Source organism: Ehrlichia canis str. Jake (assembly GCF_000012565.1).
GTDB lineage: Bacteria > Pseudomonadota > Alphaproteobacteria > Rickettsiales > Anaplasmataceae > Ehrlichia > Ehrlichia canis.
Window position 1 is genome coordinate 371,016 of record NC_007354.1, and the last position, 25,383, is coordinate 396,398.

14 protein-coding genes are annotated in these 25,383 nt (G+C 28.6%); 6 read left to right on the forward strand and 8 right to left on the reverse strand.

Annotated elements, in window-relative coordinates; genetic code table 11:
* Positions 1-42: 42 nt before the first annotated feature.
* Positions 43-906 (reverse strand): zinc ABC transporter substrate-binding protein, encoded by an 864-nt coding sequence (locus tag ECAJ_RS01305; RefSeq protein WP_011304373.1) that lies wholly within the window; start codon positions 904-906, stop codon positions 43-45.
* Here ECAJ_RS01305 and ECAJ_RS01310 point away from each other — a divergent pair.
* From ECAJ_RS01310 to ECAJ_RS01320, 3 genes are all read left to right on the forward strand, one after another.
* Positions 898-1,626, forward strand: a complete 729-nt coding sequence (locus tag ECAJ_RS01310) for a metal ABC transporter ATP-binding protein (RefSeq protein ID WP_044261955.1) — start codon at positions 898-900, stop codon at positions 1,624-1,626. The genes ECAJ_RS01305 and ECAJ_RS01310 overlap by 9 nt on opposite strands.
* The gene (gene ubiB / locus ECAJ_RS01315) at positions 1,619-3,061 is read left to right on the forward strand and encodes a 2-polyprenylphenol 6-hydroxylase (protein WP_011304375.1); all 1,443 of its coding nucleotides are present in this window, start codon (positions 1,619-1,621) and stop codon (positions 3,059-3,061) included. The genes ECAJ_RS01310 and ubiB overlap by 8 nt, the downstream gene beginning before the upstream one ends.
* A 783-nt stretch (positions 3,062-3,844) precedes the next feature.
* Positions 3,845-5,050 (forward strand): MFS transporter, encoded by a 1,206-nt coding sequence (locus ECAJ_RS01320; protein WP_011304376.1) that lies wholly within the window; start codon positions 3,845-3,847, stop codon positions 5,048-5,050.
* A gap of 1,080 nt (positions 5,051-6,130) precedes the next feature.
* Here ECAJ_RS01320 and miaB read toward each other — a convergent pair.
* From miaB to ECAJ_RS01335, 3 genes are all read right to left on the reverse strand, one after another.
* On the reverse strand, positions 6,131-7,456 hold the full coding sequence (gene miaB, locus ECAJ_RS01325; RefSeq protein ID WP_011304377.1) for a tRNA (N6-isopentenyl adenosine(37)-C2)-methylthiotransferase MiaB: 1,326 nt from the start codon (positions 7,454-7,456) through the stop codon (positions 6,131-6,133).
* 889 nt (positions 7,457-8,345) lie between these two features.
* On the reverse strand, positions 8,346-11,966 hold the full coding sequence (locus tag ECAJ_RS01330) for a glycoside hydrolase/phage tail family protein (protein ID WP_011304378.1): 3,621 nt from the start codon (positions 11,964-11,966) through the stop codon (positions 8,346-8,348).
* 857 nt (positions 11,967-12,823) lie between these two features.
* Positions 12,824-13,633: a DUF2163 domain-containing protein gene (locus ECAJ_RS01335; protein WP_011304379.1), complete on the reverse strand. Its 810-nt coding sequence runs from the start codon at positions 13,631-13,633 to the stop codon at positions 12,824-12,826.
* Between the two features lie 512 nt (positions 13,634-14,145).
* Between ECAJ_RS01335 and ECAJ_RS01340 the strand changes: the two genes are divergently transcribed.
* Both ECAJ_RS01340 and ECAJ_RS01345 read left to right on the forward strand, forming a co-directional pair.
* Positions 14,146-14,355 (forward strand): hypothetical protein, encoded by a 210-nt coding sequence (locus ECAJ_RS01340; RefSeq protein ID WP_044261956.1) that lies wholly within the window; start codon positions 14,146-14,148, stop codon positions 14,353-14,355.
* A 13-nt stretch (positions 14,356-14,368) separates the two neighbouring features.
* On the forward strand, positions 14,369-17,107 hold the full coding sequence (locus tag ECAJ_RS01345) for a 2-oxoglutarate dehydrogenase E1 component (protein ID WP_011304380.1): 2,739 nt from the start codon (positions 14,369-14,371) through the stop codon (positions 17,105-17,107).
* Positions 17,108-17,468: 361 nt separating this feature from the next.
* Here the strand turns inward: ECAJ_RS01345 and ECAJ_RS01350 are convergent, their stop codons facing one another.
* From ECAJ_RS01350 to ECAJ_RS01365, 4 genes are all read right to left on the reverse strand, one after another.
* A complete protein-coding gene (locus ECAJ_RS01350; RefSeq protein WP_011304381.1) occupies positions 17,469-18,617 on the reverse strand; it encodes a phage major capsid protein in 1,149 nt (382 codons plus the stop codon).
* Between the two features lie 535 nt (positions 18,618-19,152).
* Positions 19,153-20,043 (reverse strand): 4-hydroxy-tetrahydrodipicolinate synthase, encoded by an 891-nt coding sequence (dapA, locus tag ECAJ_RS01355; RefSeq protein ID WP_011304382.1) that lies wholly within the window; start codon positions 20,041-20,043, stop codon positions 19,153-19,155.
* Positions 20,044-20,743: 700 nt separating this feature from the next.
* Positions 20,744-21,097: a histidine triad nucleotide-binding protein gene (locus ECAJ_RS01360; protein ID WP_011304383.1), complete on the reverse strand. Its 354-nt coding sequence runs from the start codon at positions 21,095-21,097 to the stop codon at positions 20,744-20,746.
* Positions 21,084-22,190, reverse strand: a complete 1,107-nt coding sequence (locus ECAJ_RS01365) for a hypothetical protein (RefSeq protein ID WP_011304384.1) — start codon at positions 22,188-22,190, stop codon at positions 21,084-21,086. Before ECAJ_RS01365 ends, ECAJ_RS01360 begins: the two co-directional genes overlap by 14 nt.
* Positions 22,191-22,380: 190 nt before the next feature.
* On the opposite strand from ECAJ_RS01365, the gene mutS reads away from it, so the two are divergent.
* A complete protein-coding gene (gene mutS, locus ECAJ_RS01370; protein ID WP_011304385.1) occupies positions 22,381-24,795 on the forward strand; it encodes a DNA mismatch repair protein MutS in 2,415 nt (804 codons plus the stop codon).
* Positions 24,796-25,383: the final 588 nt, after the last annotated feature.

The following is a 25,383-nucleotide window of genomic DNA, read 5'->3' on the forward strand; positions in this document are numbered from 1 at the left end:
TATGTATTATCTAGATCTATGTTTATAATCCATAAATTTTAGCTATTCCTGTGACAAGCAATGTACCAAATTGTCTGTGATGTTTTGCATGATATTAAAATATGCATTATCTTCTGATGTGTTGCCTATTGGGTCAAGTACTTGAAATTTTACTTGATATTTTGAAAATAAATTCTTGACTTTATCATTTGAAGATTCAGAAAAAATGCATTTTATTTTATTTTGAGTAACAATTTTTTTTATGTGCATTAATCTTTTTACACTAATATTTGTGTCATGGCTTGAAGAAAGTGCTGCTATAAAATTTAATCCGAAATATTTTTCAAAATATTGATAAGCATCATGAGTAACTATATAAGGTTTCGTTTTGACAGAACTGAGCATGTTACTTATTGTTTCTGTCTGTTGAGTAATTTGTGTAAGTGTTAAGTTTGCATTGTTAGTGTATTTTTCTGCATTCTCTGGGTCTGTTTGACATAAAACTAGCATTATATGCTTTACTATACTTTTTGCATTTTCTGGATTTAACCAAATGTGTAAATCATTTGATGTTGTGTGAATTTTATAAGAAAAATTGGTATCATATCTTGATGGTAACAGTTCTACTACTTCTGAAAGCCTAACTAACTTTTTGTTATGTATTTTGTTTATGAAAGTTTCAAGGTGATTGTCTACATAAAATATGATGTCGCTGTCTTGTAATTTCCTTTTATCTGATGGCTTTAACATGTAGTCATGTATAGAAACTGATTCATTAATTAAAAGAATGGGTTTTGTTACACCATTAGTGACAGCATTAACTAGTGAATATATTGGGTTTATGGTTGCTATAATTCTTGGTACAGAATATCCTATAGTAGAGTCTAGTAATGTATAAAAAAATAAGAGAAAGACTATATGTTTCATAGGTTATTAAATAAAAGTAAAATTCTTGCATGTGATGATAAATCAGTCAATGACTATATTATAAATGTGAAAAATCTGTCATTTTTTTATTCTAAAAAGAAAGTTATAGATAATATTAGTTTTCGTGTGAAATTTGGTGAAATTATTACAATTTTAGGACCAAATGGTGGAGGAAAAACAACATTAATTCGTATCTTAGTTGGGATATATAAGAATTATGTAGGACTTGTAGAATATGCAAAAGATTTTACTATAGGGTATTTGCCACAACATTTTAGTGTTAATTCTCTGATTCCAATGACAGTAGAGTATTTTTTGAATTCTAGTTATACTAATAGAAAAAGGAAGTTAGGGGTTGGTGATGTATTAAAGGATGTTAATATTGAGAAAATATTGGATCGGCAAATGTCAGAAATATCTTATGGAGAGTTACAATTAGTTTTACTTGCAAGGTGTTTGATGTTAAATCCTGATTTAATAATTTTGGATGAGCCTGTGAGTTGTATGGATATTAATGCAAAAAATAGCTTTTATAAGTTAATCAATAAGCTAATTTCTATATATAACTTAAGTGTAATCATGACCTCTCATGACTTACATTTTGTAATGTCAAATTCCTATCGTGTTATATGTATTAATAAAAGTGTTTATTGCGAAGGATCACCAAGTGAAATTGTGAAAAATGAAAAGTTCTTAAAAATGTTTTCATCTTATGCTTAGTATTTTCTCTAGTATAATTTCTTTACTTAATATATTGAGTATTTTAGTAAGGTATAACGTATTACCTTATACCTATTTTTTTGCTGACAGATCAATTAGAAGAAAATCCCAAGGAGAGAGGGTAACTATGGCTTTACAAAGGCTTGGGCCAATTTTTATTAAATTTGGTCAATCTATGTCTTCTAGGGCTGATATTATTGGGGAAGAGATAGCAAATCACTTGTTGTGTTTATGTGATAAGTTACCAGCTTTTCCTTATGCGGATGTTGTAAGAATTATTGAAGAAGATTTTAAATGTAATATAAGTGAAATGTTTTGTGAATTTGAACAAAAGCCAATTGCTGCTGCATCTATTGCACAGGTGCATAAGGCTAAGGATATTGATGGAAATGTAAGAGCTGTAAAAGTTTTAAGGCCAAAAATTGAAAAAATTTTTGAAAGAGATATTAAACTAATGTTTTGGCTTGCAAGATTGGCGCAGTACTTTAGTAGATTTAGAAGATTTCAATTATTACAGCTTGTACAAACGTTTCGTGAAATCTGTAGAATGGAAATAGATCTACGTTTTGAAGCTGCAAATGCTGAGGAATTGAGATCTAATATTCAAGATGATGATGGATGTTATGTACCAGAAGTGGATTGGACTAAGACAACTAGACGTGTCTTAACTTTAGAGTGGGTAGATGCTGTACCAATATATAGTGTTTATAAGTCGGAAAATTGTGAAACATTGGTCAGGAATTTGATATTTTGTTTTTGTAATCAAGTGTATAGGGATAGATTCTTTCATGCAGATATGCATCCTGGTAATCTTATGGTAGATACAAAAGGAAGAATTGTAATTATAGATTTTGGTATTGTAGGAAGGTTAGATAAAGCTACCTGTATGTATGTTACTGAAATACTTGTAGGTTTTTTAAAAAAAGATTATCAATATGTTGCTGATATTCATTATAGAGCAGGATATGTTGATGCAAAATATAGTAGTTTTATTACAGCATGCCGTGCCATAGGTGAACCTATAGTTGGTAAAAATGCAGAAAATATATCTATTTCAATGTTATTAACTCAGTTATTTAAAATTACTAGTGATTTTGATATGAAATTACAGCCTCAGCTTTTTCTATTACAAAAAACTACAGTATTGGTAGAAGGTGTATGTAGACAATTATGTCCTGAAATTAATATGTGGAAGGTAGCGGAATTGTGGATGGAAAAGTATTCTATTGAGAAAAATAAGTATATTCAAAAGTTAAAAAGGTCTTACATATGTCAAACTATAAATGATATACCTTCGTTTATGAAAAAAGTTGATAAGAGTTTGGATGTAATTAGTAATTATCAAGAACTAAATAAAGCAAATATTGGTATTAATAGAGATATTATCTGGGCATTAATAGTTGGTGGTTTAATTATTAAACTCATTATAGGATGATTTATTATATAAATATGTAATGTTGTTATAGGTGGAGTAATTAGTAATCATCTGGTATTTTAGTTAATAGTAAGTTGAGATATTATATAAATGAGGTAGTGTTGATTGGTTGTTAGATAATGAAGTTTTCATTATTAGGTGTTGGATTATGAGATTGTTGGTTAGCTGAATTATAAAAAAGTTTTGATAATAATTTAGTATGATGAGTAATTATCAAGCACTGAATAAAGTAAAAGCTAGTATTGATTATATTTTAATTCCAAACTAATGATTGGATGACTGATTATTCTATGTTGTAAATGGATATAGTACTTAATAATAACTTGATACTTTTTAATGGTAAGTTGAGGTACTATGTGATTATATGATGTGTTAATTGTTTATTAGGTAATGATTTTTGAAGTGTTTAATATATATTGTTTATTAGTGAATTAAAATAATTGTTTTTGGAATTGTATAACAGTGAATATAAGGAAGAAATTCTAAGTCTGGTTTCTGTGTAACGAGGATAATTTTAATGTGTTATCTTTAATATTTCTAATGTACTTACTAAAATAGTCTTTTTAATGTTATGTTGCTTTTAATTTCAGTGTATATTGCTAATAAAAGCTTGCTTGTGAAGTAACATGAAAAATGAGTGGTTTGATTTTTGGTATGTTATTTATTTTTTGATTAGTTATTTTTATTGGAATTACTGTAATAAATTTTTGGATTTATAATAATTATTGATAAATTTTGAAGAATATTTCTTAATAGTTTAATTAATGTTATTTGATATTTATAATGTGTTTTTATCCTATTTTTAATTGGATTATAGGTGTATTAGTACTTGTTTGTGGTGGTAATTTTCAGATTGCTTATTCTGTAATAAATCCATATGTAAGTGAAGATTTGAATTTAAATATTGCGCAAACTGCATTAGCGGCATCAATTCATATGTGGTCTTTTTCTGTATTTCAACTATTTACTGGGTCAGTGTTGGATTATTATGATGCGAAAAAAGTACTACCAATATCTATTATAATAACATCTATAGGTACTTTTTTATTTTCTTATTCAGATTATACGATCTGTTTTTTTGTGTCACAGGTTTTTTTAGGATTGGGTGCATCTTTTGGTTTTGTAGGTGCAGGTTATATTAGCTATAGGTTCTTTTCTCCTTTAAAATCAGGGATAATGTTTGGTCTAGTTCAAACAGTGTATAGCTTATCTTCTTTATTAATGGAGTATACCTACACATACTTAACTTCATCAGGATTATCTTGGAGAGATATAATAAAGTATATAGAATATGCTGAGATTGTTGTACTTATTTTAACTTTATTTCTAGTGAGTAGTAAAAAATCAATATATTTAAAAAATAATAGTTTGAGTATAAGCAGTGTTTTATTACAAGTATTTAAACATATTGTTGAAGTAGTACGAGTAAAAAATATATGGCTATTTACAATAGTTGGTAGTTTAATGTTTGGAGTGTTTTTATCGATAGCTATATTATGGGGGCAAAAGTTATTGATGGCTATGAATTTAGATAGCTATTATTCTGGTGTTGTACATTCTATAATATGGATAGGTTTTGCTATTGGTTGTCCTTTAGTAAATACGATTTCTAATGCATTGAAAAATAGAAAATATGTATTTATGGGGTTTTGTTTACTACAATGTGTTAGTTTGACTTTATTGTTATATAGTAATAATGTCTACCTTTTGTGCTTTTTAATATTTATTTTTGGATGTGCATCTGGTGGGCATATGTTGAACTTTTCTATTGGTACAGACGTTGTAGATGAAAGTAAAGTAGGAACTGTGTGTTCAATAATCAATGGATTAATGTGTATTGTAGGTGGTGTAATTATGTTTTTAGTAGGACTTGCACTGGAGTATCAAAATAAATATGATATAATACACATAAGCTTATCTATGCCAATACTTATTTTTCTATCATTTTGTGTATTATTTTTTTGTCGTGATACTTTCTCTATGAAATGATATTTTATATATTTGAATACAGTGTTTTAAGTTATTGAAAGGTTGTTTTTAATGGAGTCGTGCTGTAGGATAAGATGTTGTTTATAGTTTGATATTTTTAATATAAGCGTCTCGAAAATAATAGCAATGTATACGCAGTGTGTTTAGTTTATGAAATTACTCAATTATTATTTTTTTAGATATTTTCAAGTAAGAGTTTCCACCTTTTAAAGTTTAATAGCAAAGGTTGAAATTAGTTGATGAGTTGCTTTAACAAAATTTATCATAAAGTGTAGTGCGTTGATAAGTATGCAATAGAATCTAAATAGATATTTTTAGTTGAATATGTGAATTTATAATGTGTACTGAAGTTATGTTTACATAGAAAAAGTTTTTAAGTTGGATATAACTTGGATACAGTGTTTGAAACAGTTGATGAATATTTGATCAAGCTGTTAATGATCAAACCATATGTTTTTATAATGTATAGTTAAGATAGATTTGCTTGAAGCTGTAAGAGTTTTATCTGAGTGTGTACATTTTAGTAAGGTGTTATTTGTTATGCTACAGTCTCATAGCAATCTTATATTTTAAATTTTCTATTGCTTGATTATAAAAAATATTTTCTGATATTTTAATAAAGTTATTAAAGTAGAAGAGTTTACTATGTTATATATGTTTTGCATAATATGCAGTTAGGTAGTTTTCTTCAAAATTTAAAAGTTTTATCTTGTTGTATCAGCATTTAAGTGAGGTGTTATTTGTTATGCTACAGTCTTAATAACAATCTTATATTTTTTGAATTTTCCAGTACTTAATTGTAATATTTAAAAATATTGATTAGTGTGTGAATAAAATTATTAAAGAAGTTTGCATGTATTTGTAGGTGTCTTTATATACTTTATATATACTATAGCATAGGTTATATGTCTGTATTTAAGTATTTAGTCTTGCAGTGCATAGTAATGAAATATTGTGATATGTTAAAAGTGCAGTATTTTTGATAGTGTATTAGTTTTTTGTGAGTTTAGCATACTGAAAGTAGAGTTTTTTATATTATCATTTGAATGATTGTGTGCATAAACTGTGTTATTGCTACATTTAGCAGACAACACCAGTTAAACTGTTTTGATGTGCATCTATTATTTTGATAGGTGATATACTGTTGTAAAATTGGCTTGGATTATCTGTATTAATATAGCATGATTGCATATATGCTGTTTTACCTATAATTTGATTGTCAAATTTTCCTTTTTTACTACTGAACAATACTGTGCAAGTTTCTCCAATCATGCTTCTGTTAAAAGCAAGTTGTTGTTCTCTTAGTAGTTTTTGTAACCTGAGAAGACGTTCAGATTTTATCTCTTCTGGTACTTGATTTGGATACTCTGCGCCAGGTGTTCCTGGTCTTGGACTATATTTGAAACTATATGCTTGTGAGAATTTTACTTTTTCTACAAGTTTTATTGTGTTTTCAAAATCCTCTTCTGTTTCTCCTGGAAACCCAACTATAAAATCTGATGAAAAAGCAATGTCAGGGCGTTGTTTTCTTAAGTGACTAATAATATCTATATACTCTTCAGCAGTGTGCTTCCTATTCATTTTTTTTAGAATTCTATCTGATCCTGATTGTACTGGTAAATGGACAAATGGCATCAATTTTTCTTCAAGTTTATGTGCTTCATATAAAGATTGATGCATATCACGTGGGTGTGATGTAGTATACCTTATGCGTTCTATATTTGGTATTTTTGCAATATGTTGGATTAATTTGCCTAGATCCCATTCGCATCCTTTGTATGTTCCATGGTATGCGTTTACATTTTGTCCAATTAGTGTTATTTCTTTTATGCCTGAATCTGCTAAAACAAGTGCTTCATTGAATATTGCTTCTACTGTTCTTGAGTATTCTTCACCACGTGTGTAAGGTACTACACAGAATGTACAAAACTTATTACATCCTTCTTGTACTGAAATAAAAGCAGAAGTTTCTTGATTTTTTGTGTATTCTTCTACTGGAATTGCATCAAATTTTGATATTACAGGAAAATCAATATTGATAACTTGTTTTTTTATTCTATGGGCTTTTACAAGAAGTTCAGGAAGTGTATGTATACTTTGTGGTCCTACTACTATATCGACAAATGGACTTCGCTCAAATATTTCTTCACCTTCAGCTTGTGCTACACATCCAGCAACTACTATGGTTAAATCTTTATTTTCTTGTATTTTCCTTATTTTTCCTAATTCTGAATATAACTTTTCAGATGCTTTCTCTCTAATGTGACAAGTATTTAATATTACAACGTCTGCTTCTGATGGTTCACTTACTACAGTAAATCCAAGTGGCTTAATGATGTTTTCCATAATTAGAGAGTCATAGACGTTCATTTGACACCCGTATGACTTGATATATAAACCTTTCATTGATCGTATAAAATAAGACTCATTTTACTCTATTAAGCATATAGTGATTAATGAGTCAAAACAATAATTTTTATTGTGTTAAATTATTGAATATTTATGAAAAGTTTTTAGACTTAGTAAAACTAGTTATAGCTGAATAGTATAATTTATTTTGGTTTTAATTTATTCATAGTTTTAAACTACTTCAAGTATTTCTATTTATAAATGTTATGAACCATTCTTACGCAGAAAATATGGTTTCTGTATCAGTATTATAAAAAATGAAATTTTTGTATGATGTATTGATAGTGAATGGTTTTGAAAATATTTTGTTTTTAATAGGTTATTTATAAGTTATTGAATTGCAGTTTGTGAAGTAATGTTATCAGCTACTTGTTTACATGTTATATGAGGATTTTAATATATATCCTAATATTGATTTTCCTTTGCGTAAAATTGAGATATTGTTCTACAATAAACTAGAGCTATAACTTATTTGTGATATTTGTAAATAGGTGTTAATCTACTTCTTTTCCTCTTAAATTAGAGGTTAATGTGTTTAGATATTGGTGTTGCTCTTATAGAATCTTGTATTTTGTTTACAGATAATTTACTATAAAGATTGATTTAAAATTTATCAAATAGCTACAGGGATGATTCTATGTATATTGTGTTAGACTTTTGTGAGATACTCTGATATTGATTTTGTTCTTGTGCAAAATTGAAATCTTACATTTTTTTGCAATGATGTTGTACATAACTTATTGAATTGCAATTTCTGCAGTAGCTTCATAAGCATATTCCTATACATATGACATAAAGTTTTAATATTTTCTAATATTAGTTTTTTATAAATTGAAATCTTGTATTTTGTTTACAGATAGCCTGTCTATAATTATTGATTTGAAATTTATAAAGTAGCTTCATAAACTGCTCCTCTTCCTATTACATTAGAGTTTTGATATATCCTAATATTGATTTTTGCTTGTATGGAATTGAAATCTTGTTGTTGTTGTGTAGCAGAATATGTAAATGTTGAATTGTCTTTTATTGTAATTGTGCGTTTTACTATATTTTGGTTGTCTAAAACTTCAATATCGTAACTTTCAAATTTTTCATCTATAGGTGTGCCAATGTTATCTTTCCATTCTCCATTTATACGTACTCTTCTTATCCAGCTAATTGTTAAGTTGTTGTATATATCACGTTTTCCTTTGACATGTGTTACAGGTAGTGGCTTCAAGTTGTTAGCACGATATGTATATATTAATTGTTTTGTGTAAGATGTAGATTTTTTGAATATTACTTTATATATCAGTGATTTGTTTATTGATGACTGATTGATTTTAAGATAGGGTAGGTTGTCTAATAATATAAAAAATTCTTCTTTTTTATGTTTATCAATATATTTTTCTGTGCCAAATCTTCCTCTAAGCATATAATTTAGTTGATATGTGTTTTGTCTGATTTGTATGACATTTTGGAATTGTATTACTTCATTCCCAATTAATGCTAGGTTACTATTGTTATTTGCAAATAAAGATTTAATAGAGTGTAGTTGTCCAGTTTTCAAAAAGATTGTAATTTTGTTTGCTTCATCTGGTATAGCGATTGGTCCTATATCTAAATTGTGTAGAGTGATTCCAGTAGTTGCTTCTGTATCTATAGGTAAAACATCTTTATAGTGTTCATTTTGATTTCCATATGAATAAAGAATACTTCCTTCCCAATTTTCTTTAATCCTAGTAATTGCAAAATATAATACATTATCTATGTTGTTAATACATGGTAGATCAAGTATTTGTACAGGAGTTTCTATAGTGTGTTTCTCAGGATTATCATTGAAGTCATTGTTAGTGATAAAGGATTGGTTAGTTAGTGTGTGATTATAAATAATTCCTTCTATATTAATTGATAGGTTATTTATATAGATATTTATAATTTTGATTTTGTATGAGAAGTTGTTGTATTCTACTTGTATGACATCATTAGTATCAAGCCAAACATATTTTATTGGTAAAGCAAGGTAAAAGCTGTATTTATTATTTGATTTTTTGTTTAAAATATTTTCTGCTATAGTTTTTGCTTGGTCATTACTTAAAACAACTGGGACTTGAATAGTTTGTGTTATTGTATTTTGTAAGTTATGTGTTTTAACTCGCTGTGAACTTATATTGTATTCATTGTTTTTGTTAATGTACATAAAGTTAATACTATTCACTAGATTAAATGGCTTTGTTTTTGTAAGTTTTTGTGTATTGTTTTTATTGTTAAGTAAAATGTCATCTGATGGTATATTGTATTGTGTTGGTTGATTTTCCTGAATGATTGATAACTTATTATCTTGTTCTACTATTTCAAAATTATATAAGTCTTTTAATGAGTTAAGTATAGATTTTGCGCTTTGTGTCTCAGTAATTATATATCCATCTATTTCGTTGTGTAAGTTTTGTATATTTATTTGATTATTTTCTAATCCTGTATTTTTTAATAAGTCATAGATTATATTAGATATTTCTAGTAGTGATAGTTTTTCTTGTATCCAGAGGCCTATTTGCCAATTTTTAGCATCTTTCCATATGTTTTGTAATTGAGGAAAATAAGGATATGGTCTTACATCCCATCCCCAAAGAAACATTTGTTCTACTATATTGGAGTTATTCCATGTTTTAATAGTACCACTTATTGCAATTTTTTGTGCGCGAAAGTCTGCATGTCCTTTTGAAAAGATTGGCTTTTTGTTATATTGAGAATCTATAGATATGCTAGGTTGGCTTGTACAATTATCTATGCTTTGGAAGCCGTATTGTGTAAACCATATTTTTTTTGATTTTGGAATCCAAGAAGTGATGGTATTGTCTGGATTAATGTGATATCGATTCCACCATTTCTCGATATCTTTCCAAGAATATTGGTTGTTATTTTCAATGTACGGTATTTTCCCTTGTTTTTTTTCTGGATCAGTATAAAAGTAATCATATCCTTCTCCTGAATGCCATCCATTGATAATGTCTTGTTCTGTAAATCCATTTGTGGGTTGAGGAGTATCAGTAAGTGGGAAGTATGCATTTATTCCTATTACGTCGATATCTTTTGATGACCAAAGTGTATCCATATTATAATATCCATTATGGGAATGATATTCTCTCCAATCTGCTGCATATGTTACAATAGTGTTATTGCCAACCTGATTTTTTACGTAATTTGCTAACTTTGTAAGTTCTACTACTGCTGGATAATGATTATGGTTGTTTTTTATGCTTGTTAGTCCAATGAACCCTGATCCAATTATAAAAGCATCTATTATATCTTTAGTTAAATTACAATAATGCTTAATGAATGGATTATATTGCTTATTAAAAAAAGTTGTAATATGTTCTACATCTCCTGTTAGATTGCCTATCCATTTGTTATCTTGGGTATCTGCTAATAGCATAGGGTATAGTAGTACTTTATAACCTCTTGTTTTAAGTTCATTGATGTATCTAATTAAAGATTTATCATTGGTGGTACCGCAACTACTATATAAAGTACTGTTATTGTAGTTGGAGATTTTTCTTGCTGATTCTCTATTTATTCCTGCGACATTCCAATTATCAGGAATTGTAGTGGCGTCAAATTTGAATTCAACTGCTGGATAAATATTGCAATCTTTAATATTTAAGCTATCTGTGTACCAATTTACAATTACAGATATCCACTGTACATTTGGTAAAGTTTCTTGTAATTGATCTAATGAAATTAAAGCATCTGCTTTTTTTTGTTGACTATGATTGTTAATTTTTTGTGCCTCTCCATAAGGTATGTACTGATTTCCAATCTTCTGTTGAAAAACTTTCATTTGTATTTTTGTGTCATATGCAAATTCTCCAGATCCTGGTATAATATGTATACTTTTAATTTTATGTGTTATATGGTCTTGGTAAGTATAATTGAAAGGATATGCTGTTACTTCAAATGTAAAATTGGGTATTTTATATTCTGTTAAAGGAAGGTTCTCTATGACTATGTATGAAAGACCACGATATGCTGGTGTATCACCCATTAATTTTAGCATTAGTGAATCAGGCTCTTGATCTTCTGTACCTTGGTAAAATCTATATTTTAATGTATTTAAGTCTAATAATTGTGAATTAGCCCATATTTTTGAAATTTTTTTTACGTAACCTTTACATATTGCGATTGCTAAGCTTGTAGAATATTTGTATTGTGTAGAACTGTGAGTTGTAGGTTTTTTGTTTGGATTATTTATAATTACTATATCTTCATCTGTAGTGATTTTAATTTTGTCCATCCATATTATATTTCCTGCTATACGCATACTTCCATATAACATAGGTATCATTTTTCCATATGTGGATGTTTGAATTTTTAAATGATTGATTTTTGGTATGTGTTTAGTTTGGGTATTATTACCTAAGATATGGGTTTGTATATCTTGATTTGTGATGTTACTTAATTCTGATGAGAGCAATTTTGCTATAGATTCTTTAATAGTATTAATAATAGTTGATAATATGGTTGTTGACATAAGTGTAACTCCTGGAAAAACTCAAAAGAAAATATTTTTTTAAGTACATGATGTTGATAGCGTAAAAAGAAGGTTTAGTTTAGATTGGATTGTAGATGTTAAACCTTGTGTAATACTAGTGCTTGTTTTATAGTTTGTAATGTTATGTTAGTCTTTTAATTATTTTCATAACTTTATTAACAAGGAATTTGCCGGTGGTATTGCTTTAATACAAGGTGTTCAATTTTTTATATAAGTATAATTGATAGGTTTGATTTATAAAGGTGTCAGTGTTAAGTATTCGATTATATATATTTTAAAAATTTTCTAACAGTTTATTTCAGAGTAATTTACTATGCATATAATGTATTTTCTTAGCCTTGAGGTTATATCATTGTAATGCACTAGTGTTTAATATGTTTAGAAGTTAATAAGATTTAGCTCTATAGTATCAGTAATCAATATTGAGGATTCACGATAACGGAGTATTTGCAGTTTCAGTAAAGTTCTTATTTCATATTTAATTTAATATTCCATGATTGATCTGAGTGGTTTTCGCTAAATCTTTGTCATATTATATCCTTTGTTCTAAGTCCAATCATATTATCTCACAAAGAGGTATGTGAATTTATTGTGACATTGTTGTACTTACTATACAAAATAAGAATATTAGTAAAAGTTCTATCAATTAATTAATATGTTTGTATTCTGTCTTATCTCTTATTTATCATAGTATTTCGGTATAACACTTATTACCCAACTTGTGTGAGAATATAAAAATACTGATCTTTTTTAGTATAAACACTTGATTCTTGTTAATAAAGAACATTATTTAAATGTTTAGATACTTATTAGCAGAATCAAAATTATGATTTTTTTTAATGTATTTCTGGGATATGAGGTTCTCCTCTAAAGTTTTTGCTGTTGTTAAACCTATTGCTACATGTGGTAAAGCTTTTATCACAACCAGCAACTATAGAAAACGTGTCATGTACTGATATTTTTTTTGGTAATGTATTGTAAAATTTTATATATGCTTGATTGTGAGATTTAACTTCTACAGTAGAGTTGTTATTTTCTCCTCCTATAAATGTAATAAATCCGTATGTGTAATAATTGTCAATGTTTATCAAGTTAATGCATTCAAATTCTTGATCACTTATTACTCGAGTAATACTGTAAATGTTGGTAAATTCTTCTTTGTTTAATTTACATTTGTTATCGCAGAATTGTGCTCGACATGATGATGAAAAAGAATCTCCGATGTTTCTAGATAAAATGTTATATAAACTACTAAGTTCTGCTATTAGTTTATCATTAATAAGTGTTATTTCATCAATGTTACCATAAAATAGTATGACACTACCTTGAGTAAGATCTGTGTAATTTACAAGAAATATTTTAACTATAGCAGAATCATATAATCCGGATATTATTTCTTCTTTTATTATATTGTTGTTTATTGTAGTTTCTATTTTTGTACTATTACCATAGTTAAAATTATATTTTAATGTATCTATGATTAGTTCAGGAGTTGCTTCATAAGTAATATTGTCTATGTGTAGGTTTTGATCAAAATTAGTTAATCCTATTATTTTTTTGTTTTGCAAGATAATTTGTATGCAGTGTGCAATAGTTAATATTTCAGATGATAGATGCTGTTGTAATTTAGGATTGATATTTTTCATGTATGTCTTTGGGATATAGTAATAGTTAAGATTATAGAATCTTCAGTAAACGTAATTTTATGTAGTATGATACTGATAATATCGATTTTTTTTGAAAACTAATGAAGAATTTTTTGATTAAAAAGTTAATCAATATAACATATGGAAGAATGGATAACTAAAGGGAATACTGAATGTTTTCTAAAATATAAGAACACCACAAATATATCAGAATGGGATTATTTCATCAAGCATATTTTATTAATTCGGGATATAGTGCTGTAAATTTGTTTCATAATAATTTTTACTTTTATGTTAAACTATTTTTGTAATGTTCAATTATTCGTCATTAAGTTATCATGTTGTAATTTTTACCTTTGAATTATTGTGTATTTAAGCAATAATAAATGTCATAATTACTGGAAAGCTCATAATGTTAAAGAGTGAGAGAAAATCATATTTTATTGTTGATAAATGTAATATGTATTCTAATTCTAAGGTAGAAAAAAAATTTTTATTGTATAAGGTGATTTATGAGTAATTCTCAAGTTTGTTATAACATTTATAATGTTAGTAAAAAGTTGAGTATTAGCAGTTTAGTGCATTATTACTGTCATGCAATTGAGGTATTATTTTTTGAATTTGATAGATATATTACTGTGAGGTTATTTTCTGTAATTCTGTGTATTATTTGTGCTTTAAGTAATATGAACTTGCACGATAGAGGATTTGTTGAAATTTAGAAATGGTAAAAACATGAAAGATGTGACTTGTTTATTTACTGATAATGTAGATGTTATAGAGGATATTTATAAGCGTTATCAGAAAGATAGTAATTCTGTTTCTTCTGAGTGGCGTAATTTTTTTTCTATGGGTTTATATGTTCAGGAAAATATTAACCCTATTGATCAGTCGAATAGTGTTAATATCATTGATAGTTATAACTCTAAAATTTTAGAATTATTGAATTTTTTTAGATCTTATGGGCATGCTGTTGCTGATTTGGACCCTTTAAAATTACAGGTGACTGGTGATTTAGATTATAATAAGTATATTGATTTAAGTGAGATAAAACCTTCTACTAAATTTAATTCTGTATTAGGATTAGATAATCCTACTTTAAGTGATGTCATTGATACTTTAAAATCTATTTATTGTGGTAAACTTGGTTATGAGTTTATGCATATTAGAAATCATGAAGAAAGGTTGTGGTTACAGAACAAAATTGAAAGTGTTTGTAACAAAATATCAAATGATGAAAAAAAGGAAATATTGCAACATTTAATGGAAGTAGAATGTTTTGAACAATTCCTTCATACTAGATATCCAGGATATAAAAGGTTCTCTATAGAAGGGGGAGACTCTTTAGTTGTTGCTATAGAAAAAATAATAGATTTATCTACTGTGTTTAATTTTCGTGAAATAGTGATAGGTATGTCTCATCGTGGTAGGTTAAGTGTATTAACAAAAGTGATGAAGAAACCATATAGAGCTATGATATATGAATTTAAAGGTGGAACTGCTTATCCAAAAGATCTGGATGTTTCTGGTGATGTGAAATATCACTTAGGTTATTCTGCTGATCGTCAATTGTCTACTGATAAGATTGTACATTTATCTTTGTGTCCTAATCCTTCTCACTTAGAGTCTGTAAATCCAGTTGTTATGGGCAAAGTTAGAGCAAAACAAGATGTGTTACAAGATTGTGATAAGCCTTCTATAGTTGGAATATTAGTACATGGTGATGCTTCTGTGATAGGTCAGGGGGTTGTTGCTGAAACGTTAACTTTAAGTAATTTAACTGGATATGGGATTTGTGGTGTCATACATATAATAGTTAATAATCAAATAGGTTTTACAACAAATCCAAAAGATTCTAGATCTTCTTTTTATTGTTCAGATATAGCGAAGTTAATAGATGCTCCAGTTTTTCATGTTAATGGAGATTCTCCTGAAGATATAGTGGCTGCTATTAAGTTGGCTGTAGAATATAGACAAAAGTTCAATAAAGATGTGGTTATTGATATAGTATGTTATCGTCGTTATGGGCATAATGAAGGTGATGAACCTTTATTTACTCAGCCTGTAATGTATGATTGTATTACGAAGCATAAAACTCCTATGAAGCTTTATAAAGAGCAATTAATTAATGAAAACATTATTACAGAAGAGGAATGCAAAGTTTTACAAACTGAATTCAATAATATGCTTAGTGAAGAGTTTGTTCAATCTGAAAAATATATTCCTAAACAAGCTGATTGGTTAAAAGGTAATTGGACTAACTTCAGAAGGCCTGTACCTGGTAATTTTGAGGATTATTTGTCTGATACTGGAGTAGATGAACAAAAATTATTTAAATTAGCTCATGCGCTAGTAAATGTTCCGAAGGAATTTAATGGTAATAAAAAAATATTGAAGATATTGTCAACACGTTTTGATATGGTATCTTCTGGTGAAAATATTGATTGGGCAACTGGTGAAGCTTTAGCTTTTGCGTCTTTGTTATCAGAAAATGTGAGAGTTAGATTATCTGGTCAAGATTGTTGTAGGGGTACATTCTCGCATAGACATGCGGTATTGATAGATCAAGTTACTGGAAATTCCTATGTCCCTTTGAATAATTTAGGCATACCACAGGCAAATTTTGAAGTATTTAATAGTCCATTATCAGAATATGCTGTTATGGGATTTGAATATGGATATAGTACTGATTCTACTTCAACTTTAGTTATGTGGGAAGCTCAGTTTGGTGATTTTGCAAATGGTGCGCAGATTATTGTTGATCAGTTTATTTCTTCTGCAGAAACTAAATGGTTACGTTGTAGTGGATTAGTATTATTACTTCCTCATGGATATGAGGGGCAAGGACCAGAGCATAGTTCTGCTAGAATAGAAAGGTATTTGCAATTATGTGCAGAAGATAATATGCAGGTTGTAAACTGTACAACTCCTGCAAGTTATTTCCATGTGTTACGTAGACAAATATGTAGAGATTTTCGTAAACCTCTTGTTATATTTACTCCTAAGTCCTTATTACGTCATAAAATGGCAGTATCTAAATTATCTGATTTTACAGGTTCTTTTGTTCCTGTTATTGGTGAGGTGTATCCATTATCTAGTAATGATAAAGTGCGGAGAGTTGTAATATGTAGTGGGAAAGTCTATTTTGATATTATTGAAGCTAGAGATAAACATAAAATAGATAATATAGCTGTAATACGTTTAGAGCAGTATTATCCTTTTCCAGAGGATCAATTAGCAAATGAATTAAAACATTATCAGAATGCTGAGGTGGTATGGTGTCAGGAAGAACCAATGAATATGGGAGCGTGGGGATTTGTGAATAGTTATGTTGAGAGAGTATTGATGAAAATAAATATAAAATCTAAGCGGCCATTATGTGTTTCTCGTCCTGCTTCTGCTGCTACTGCAGCTGGGTATGCAAGTATGCATAGTAATGAGCAGAATGATATTTTATCACGTGTATTAAGTTGAAGTGTGATAAGTTACTGTATAGTAATTACATTATGTTTTCAATATGACAGAAATCTCTTTTATTATGTAAATAATAATTAAAAGGATTCCTGTATATTGTTAACGTTGCAAGTAGATCGCAAATTATATAAAAGATATTAGTATAATAAGGTCTGTTAAAGTGTAAATTTTAGTGTAATGATATTTGTAATATAGTTTACTCATAATGTATTACTATAATACTGAAGCATAATTTATTTATGGAATTAATTGAATTTAAAATTCGAATTACAATTTATATTAGTTTGACGTAAGTGTTGTATGGTTTTTATATTTGAGTAGTAAAGAGAAGTTAATGGCTTTTAGAAAGTTTGTTGATTTTTTATTCTGTAATTTTTAGAAACCTGATGGCATTATCATTAATTACTGCTCCTCCTACTCTTTTTGTTGTGTAGAATTTAACGAATGGTTTGCTTGTAAAAGGGTCTCTTAATGTTCTGATAGAACGGTTTTCTACTATTTTGTATGCATTCTTAAAATCTGCAAGTGCTATAATTGGCAATGATTTTTTATTTAATTGAGGCATATCAGATGTTTGATATACTGGTAGTCCCATTAATGTGTCTGGATTTCCTGGAGTTAGCCCTGGATGCCAAATGTATTGCCCGGATGTTAGTTTTAGAGATCTAATTGCTTCTAATACACTTCTATGCATTATGAATGCTGCTTTTGTAGCAAAGTATTCATCAAGTGAATAGTATAGTTTAATAATTGTATCGCTGTTTAATGTTTTGGATTCTATAGTGTTCTCTTCTTTAGCATACGTTAAAATTCCGTATGGTTTATTATTTCCGTCACCAGAGATAAAAGCAGTATTTTCTGCTCTGCTGAATGCATCAACTAGATGATTAATTAACCAACTGGCTATGTCTATTGTAGAGTCTTCCAATAATTTTTTTGTGATTTTTGGTTGAGCATATAATTCGTGTAAATTAATAGTAACTTTATCAATTTTTGGTGGTTTTGTTTCATCTGTATCTTGACTACTTGTTCTCCAGTTAACATTTGTTTGGTTATTGTCCGAGATAAAGCAATCCAAGCTGTCACCGGATATTTTTTCTATGGAACATAGTTGTCGCATTACTGAGTTCTGAGTTAAGTTTTTTTCTATGTAGGATGATATATTATGTGGTACTGAATATGATTCATCTAATGCCTCTTCGGTAGCGCTTTTAATTTCATCAATACCTTTACATAGGTATTGGGTAAACATCTTGTAATTATGATCTTCATTGTAATGTTTATTGTCATAAGTAATAGGACGCTGTGATGATATTTCTAGTTGATCTAATCTTTGGTTTTGTATGTCTAATATATTTTCTGTTTTTTCTAATTTTTCTAATATAGAAGGGTATATTGCACTTTTTGCACTAATATCTGATAGTTTTTTTTCATTTTGAGTTTTAAACTCTTCCCATGAAGCTGTAAGATTATTTAAAGATTCTTGAATTTCTAACGTTGATGTTGTCATGCTTGCTCCATTAATTTATTATGTAGGAGGTATCACAGCATAGAAAGTATAGAAAATATTGATTAAGAGTGAATTTTATAGAGTATTTTGTAAAGCTGTGACCCTTGTCTGAATTATATTATACAAAATATGCCATGTCAAGCATATTAGGTATTAGAAAACAATACAAGAATATTGAGGTAATAAAAGTGTATTGTTAGAACGTATGTCTAGCATGCATGTACAAAAATATTGGTAGTTTACAAAGTATTTTATTAAATATATGATCTTTTACTATTATTATGTATTCACAAATATGCTATGTTAAGCATATTGTTAGATATAAAAGCAAAAAATCTTACTTAGTAATAAGTATATATTATATTGTTGGAACAGGTATCACAGCGTGAAAGTATAAAAAATATGAGTAATTTTTATAAAATATTTTATAAAGCTGTGACACTTGCTCTTGCTATATTTGACAGAGATATACTATAATCAGCACATTGTATGTAAAAAAACACAACAATGTTACTGGTGTGTAAAAATATGTGTTTTAGATTAAGTTTAGCTCTTTTAACATATTTTCTACTTTTAATTTATTTTCCTGAGTTAGCTCTACTAATGGCAATCTTACTGTTGGAGATATGCCTTTGATTAAGCTCATTGCGTATTTTGTTGGAGAGGGATTTGATTGGCAAAACAATACTTTTGATAACTTAAATATTGATGCATTTGCATCCATAGCTTCTTTTATATTATGAGCAAAGAATGCATTGTGCATATCAGAATATATTTTAGGTATTACATTTGAAACTGCAGAAATACATCCAGTACCACCACCTTGAGCATAAAAGCCCAAACTTGTAGCGTCATTTCCTGTGAATAATGCGAATTCTTTATCTATGAGTAATTTTAAATTAAGTGGTCTGCTTACGTCTCCAGTTGCGTCTTTAATACCTATGATTCTTGGTAAAGATAGGATTCGTGCAAGTAGTACATCATTTGGGTCAATGGCAGTTCTTTGAGGTATATTATATATAATAATAGGAACATCTGTGGCGTCATGTACTGCTTTAAAATGTTGAAATATTCCTTCGTCGCTTGGTCTATTATAGTATGGTACAACTACTAATGCTGCATCTACATTTAAAGATTGAACGTATAATGTACGTTTAATAGTTTCTTGCGTACAATTTGATCCAGATCCTGCTATTATTGGCACACGTTTGTTTGTAACTTTCACGCATAGTTCAATGACTCTACAATATTCTTCAAAGCTTAAAGTAGAGTATTCGCCGGTAGTTCCACATGGAACTAACCCATGAATGTTATTGCTAATTTGGTGCTCAATTAATTTACTAAATGTGTCTTCGTCTATAGAGAAATCGTTCTTAAAAGGTGTTATCAGTGCTGTAAAGATACCACTTAGTTTCACTTTAGACATACGACCTACCTTAATATAAATGATGTAATTATATTTGACTATTATTATTGTTTAAGTATCCTAAAAATTCAAGATAATTTTCTTTGGCTACACATTTATTTTTTCTTTCATGATATGAGAGTTATTAAGATATTAGGTTAGAAATTTATTTTTGGTAAAATATCTTAACATTAGTTTTTACACAATTTCTAGGTTTGTATATCAATTTATTTGTAATTTGTTTTATTAATCAATCTTATAATTATTTATGAAATTGTATTTTAAGTATACTGTATTTACAGATTTACATTCTGATAAGTAGTATTTATTATAATGAGTATCTAATGTGTGTAATAATATAAACTTAGTTTATAGTGTAGTTTTGTGGTTAAGTAATATAAAGTTATTACTAGAAATATCTTTATTATGAAAGCTGTGTTTTTACTGGTGGTGTGTATTGTAATGATGATTATTTAATAATCTCAAATGTGTAAACTTAGTTTATAATGTAGTCACTATAGTCTGAAAATACTAGAATCAATAATTACTCATATTACCTTTACTCTAAAAGATGTATTTTTTTGATAACACATTGGAAATATCATTATTTTTCATAAACATAATACAATATACAAATTTGTGTGAGTGATGCAAAGAATTATTATGAAGTGCCTTTCTATTTATTTTAATATGTTATACATGTAGCTGTGACACATTTAATTTATAGTTGTTTACCACCTAAGATATGCACATGAAAATGTGGAATGATTTGTCCTCCTTGTTTTCCATGGTTTGTTACAATTCTATAGCCAGTTTTATCTAATTGAAGTTTGTGTGTAATTTTCTTTACTACAGAAAAGAAATGTTTAATATCTTCTGCTGAAGAATTGCTAAAATCATCAAATGATATGTAATCACTCTTTGGGATTACTAAAACATGTATGGGAGCTTGTGGATGTATGTCGTGAAATGCTAACACTGACTCGTCTTCATATACTATATTACATGGAAGCTCTTTTCTCAGAATTTTTGCAAAGACGTTATCTTTATCATAGGAGTTATTACCTTCTTGCATGTGCTTTTCCTGTATTGTGTATTGGTATGCCTGTATTAGTGGAATTACCTTGCATATGTTCTTCTTCATTGATATTGGTTGGTAAATCTCTTGCTATTTCTTCAACTGCTTGTTGCATGCTAGGAGACATGGGTTGTGGAAATAGTGGCTCAGGCCTGTGCTGCATCAAGATTTGTTGTTGTAGCTTTTGTAACATCTCTGAACTTTGTAAAGGCCCTCTAGTATTATAAGGCATGTTTCTAGGATTTGTAAGTGAAAAATCACTGTCTGACATAGTACTTGATTCAGGTGCTGGATATAAATCACTGCGTTGTTCTTTTTTTGGTGATACTACATCGCTATTTTGTGCTGGAGCTGATGATACAACATCTTTATCATCTGTTGTATCTTTACTGTCAGTGTTGGTTTTTTTATCTTGTATATCTGCTGAGCTAACTTTTGGGTCAGTGGATGTTTTGTATAATCTTTGAGCAAAAGTTTTGGCTAGTTTTGAGTCTGTGATGCCTAAACTTTGTAGAACTATTTTTACTTCTTGTTCTATTTGTTCTTTTGATTTTCCAGAAACGTCTAGTTCTACAGTTAGCCCTTGTTTATAACTTCCTGCTGTAGAATCTAGTGTAACTTTTCCACATATTATTTTTAGTTGTGAGTCAAGTTCTTTTAGTTTTTGAAAATACTGATCTGCAGTTTTGCTGGCAATTAACTCTCTAGTTGCTGCTACAGGTGTGATTAGTGATGCTAATGCATCTTTTCTGGTTTCGTCAACTTCTCCTTCTTTATTTTGTTCTTGCCATGCTGCAAATTTTTGTAAAGCTTGGTATGGTAATTTATAAGAAGGTACTTTAAGAGCAACTTCAGTTTCATGTCCTGCTACTCTTGTTCTGCCTGGTAATTCGACACCCAATTTGTAAGTTCTATCATGCATTTTCAAGTCAAAGTTTTTCTCTCTAGATGACTTTTGACCTGGAACAATGCTCTTAAGCATACCTTCGAGATGCTTACCTACACTTTCTTGATGAGGTAGTTTGCTGGTGGTGGGTGTTACAGCTGCTTTTATAATAACACTTGCGCCTTTCTTTAAGAAACCAAACATTTAGATACCATAATTAATATTTAGATAAAGCTACATATTAGTAGTTATAAAATACAAATAGTAATATGTCATTATGTATTGTTAATATTTTTATTAAAATGTTTATTGTTCAATTTACAGTCTACCCATTATCTTTTTTTAGTAACTGCATATAATATACTGTATGATAAGTGTTAACAATAGGTAAAAAGTGAATCATGATAGAAAAATAACTCCTATAATGCAGCAGTATATGATGTTAAAAAATCAGTATAAGGAGTGTTTGTTATTTTATAGGTTAGGTGATTTTTATGAGTTATTTTTTGATGATGCAATAGAGACATCTAAGGTATTGAATATTGTTCTGACAAAAAAAGGAAATGTACCTATGTGTGGTGTTCCTTTTCATAGTAGTGAGTCTTATTTGAATAGATTAGTAAAGTTAGGTTATAAAGTAGCAATTTGTGAGCAGTTGGAAACACCAGAAGAAGCAAAGAAGAGAGGTTATAAAGCTTTAGTAAAACGTGATGTTGTAAGAATTGTTACTCCAGGTACTATATTAGAAGATTCTTTGCTTGAAGCAAAAGAGAATAATTATTTATGTTGTATAGTTAATGTTAATGATAACTATGCTATTGCATGGTTAGAATTATCTACTGGATTGTTTCATTATAATACAACAGACTTACGTAAGATTGATAGTGATTTATTGAGAATTAATCCAAAGGAAGTTTTGATTTCTGATAAATTAGTAGAGTTAGATTTGATATATTCTACTTTAAAAAAGTATAAATTTTCTATAACTCAGTATTCCAGTAGTTTTTTTGATACAAGTAGGTCTTATAATACTTTATGTAGTGTTTATGGAATCTCTACTTTAAAGGGATTAGGTGATTTAAAAGATGAAGAGATAGCTGTATGTGGTTCTTTATTAGAATATGTTAAAGCCACGCAAAAAGGTAATTTACCTAAATTAGAGTTTCCTAAGGCTTATGGAGATCGTGATTTTATGTTTATAGATGCTGCAGCATTGAGAAATCTTGAGTTATTTAATACACAGTCTGGGGATTTGGAAGGCTCATTGATTTCCTCTATAGATTATACAATTACAGCATGTGGTGGAAGATTGTTAAAACGATGTTTATCTGCTCCTTTAGCGTGTTCTTATGCGATAAATCGTAGGTTAGACATAGTTGAATTTTTTGTGAATAATAAAGTTTTGTATAAAAATGTTAGGGAAACGTTAAGAGGTATTGCTGATATAGAACGTATTTTGACCAGAGTCAAGGTTGGTAGATGTTCTCCTAAAGACTTGTATGCTTTAAAGTTAACATTAGATAAGACGTGTATATTAGTTAATTTGCTAAGTAAGTTTGATACTAGTGTTGTGAGTGATTTTTGTACAAGATTGGGAAGATATGATGATTTATGTAAAACTCTTAGTAATGTATTAATACCAAACAATGTTAGTAACGTTAAAGATGGTGGCTTTATTAAGCCTGATTATGATGTACAATTGTCAGAGTATATATATATTCAAAATTATAGTAATAATTTGATTCAAGAATTGCGAGATAAATATCGTAATATTACCAATATTCAAAATTTAAAAATATTATATAATAATATTTTAGGTTATTATGTTGAAGTTTCAGCAAACCATTTAATTAATGATAAAGACTTTATTCACAGGCAGACTCTAGCTAATAGTATCAGGTATACAACAAGTGAACTAAAAGCATTAGAAAGCAAAATAATTTCTGCTAGAGATGCAGCAATTAGTTTAGAGGTAAAGATTTTTGGTCAGTTGTGTACACGTATTATTGAGCATGCAGATGAAATTACTATGACTGCTCATGCTGTTTCAGAAATAGATATGTTAACTTCTTTTGCTGAGTTAGCAATACAATATTCTTATACTAGACCTGTAGTTGATGATAGTTATGAATTTAATATTCAAAAAGGTAGGCATCCTGTGGTTGAGCGCAATGGTAAATTTGTTGCTAACGATATTGACCTTGCACAAATGCAAAGAGTACATTTAATAACTGGACCTAATATGGCTGGTAAGAGTACTTTTTTGAGACAAAATGCACTTATAGGTATTTTAGCACATATTGGTTCATTTGTTCCTGCGTATAGTGCTCATATAGGAGTTATTGATAAAATATTTAGTAGAGTTGGAGCTTCTGATAATATTGCATTTGGCTATTCTACATTTATGGTAGAGATGACAGAAACTGCTGCAATAATTAATCAAGCTACAGATAAATCTTTTGTAATACTTGATGAAATTGGTAGAGGAACTGGAACGTATGATGGTTTGTCAATTGCATGGTCGGTTATTGAGCAGATCCACAATGTTAATAAAAGTAGAGCAATTTTTGCAACTCATTATCATGAGTTATCGAAATTAGACGAATGTTTAGAGAATATAAAGTGTTTCTGTATGAAAGTGGAAGAATGGAATGGTAAGGTTGTATTTTTACATGAAATTATACCTGGATCAACTAATAAGTCTTACGGAATACATGTTGCAAAGTTAGCAGGGTTTCCGCAGTCTGTCCTAGACAGAGCAGAAGATCTGATGAATAAGTTAAAAGCAAATGAAGATTTGTTGACTTAGATAGTATTGTGTTCAAATTTTCTATTAGTTTTATTATATATTTTAATTTTTTTGTAATGCTTAGTGAATGATTAAGTAAATAAGGTATGTTATATTTAAAATGTATATAAAATAATTGTATAGGAAATCTGTAATTTACTGAGTTATAAATACTTATGTCTTGGATTGGTTGAATATTATTCAATGGCTGTAATAGATCATTTCTTATATTTGCTATCACTACTGCTTATGCGTGTTGATACAAATGCTTAGCTATTTTGTGTGTGTATAGAAAAGGTAAGATAAAAAATTTGTCTTTACATAAGCACTTTGAGTATTGAGTGAAGTCATTCAGTTACTAATATACATATTATCTACTGCTTGTTTTCATTAAATACAAGTAATTATCTTACATATGTCATGATAAGAAAAAGATATGATAAATATAATAGTACAATTTCTATACCAATAGTCTTGCTGTTGCATATTTTTCTATGACTGAGCCAGCATCATTATTTGAGAGTGTGTAGTTGTAGTTTGTTACTTGTCAATACCTTGAATTGTTAATTGGTAAGATACTATTTAGTTGGTTTTATATTTTGAGTTGAT

Bases quoted from the DNA above. Each gene is read 5' to 3' on its own strand.
- ECAJ_RS01310 (WP_044261955.1), top strand. From the start codon at position 898: ATGTTTCATAGGTTATTAAATAAAAGTAAAATTCTTGCATGTGATGAT.
- ECAJ_RS01305 (WP_011304373.1), bottom strand. From the start codon at position 906: ATGAAACATATAGTCTTTCTCTTATTTTTTTATACATTACTAGACTCT.
- ubiB (WP_011304375.1), top strand. From the start codon at position 1,619: ATGCTTAGTATTTTCTCTAGTATAATTTCTTTACTTAATATATTGAGT.
- ECAJ_RS01320 (WP_011304376.1), top strand. From the start codon at position 3,845: ATGTGTTTTTATCCTATTTTTAATTGGATTATAGGTGTATTAGTACTT.
- miaB (WP_011304377.1), bottom strand. From the start codon at position 7,456: ATGAAAGGTTTATATATCAAGTCATACGGGTGTCAAATGAACGTCTAT.
- ECAJ_RS01330 (WP_011304378.1), bottom strand. From the start codon at position 11,966: ATGTCAACAACCATATTATCAACTATTATTAATACTATTAAAGAATCT.
- ECAJ_RS01335 (WP_011304379.1), bottom strand. From the start codon at position 13,633: ATGAAAAATATCAATCCTAAATTACAACAGCATCTATCATCTGAAATA.
- ECAJ_RS01340 (WP_044261956.1), top strand. From the start codon at position 14,146: ATGAGTAATTCTCAAGTTTGTTATAACATTTATAATGTTAGTAAAAAG.
- ECAJ_RS01345 (WP_011304380.1), top strand. From the start codon at position 14,369: ATGAAAGATGTGACTTGTTTATTTACTGATAATGTAGATGTTATAGAG.
- ECAJ_RS01350 (WP_011304381.1), bottom strand. From the start codon at position 18,617: ATGACAACATCAACGTTAGAAATTCAAGAATCTTTAAATAATCTTACA.
- dapA (WP_011304382.1), bottom strand. From the start codon at position 20,043: ATGTCTAAAGTGAAACTAAGTGGTATCTTTACAGCACTGATAACACCT.
- ECAJ_RS01360 (WP_011304383.1), bottom strand. From the start codon at position 21,097: ATGCAAGAAGGTAATAACTCCTATGATAAAGATAACGTCTTTGCAAAA.
- ECAJ_RS01365 (WP_011304384.1), bottom strand. From the start codon at position 22,190: ATGTTTGGTTTCTTAAAGAAAGGCGCAAGTGTTATTATAAAAGCAGCT.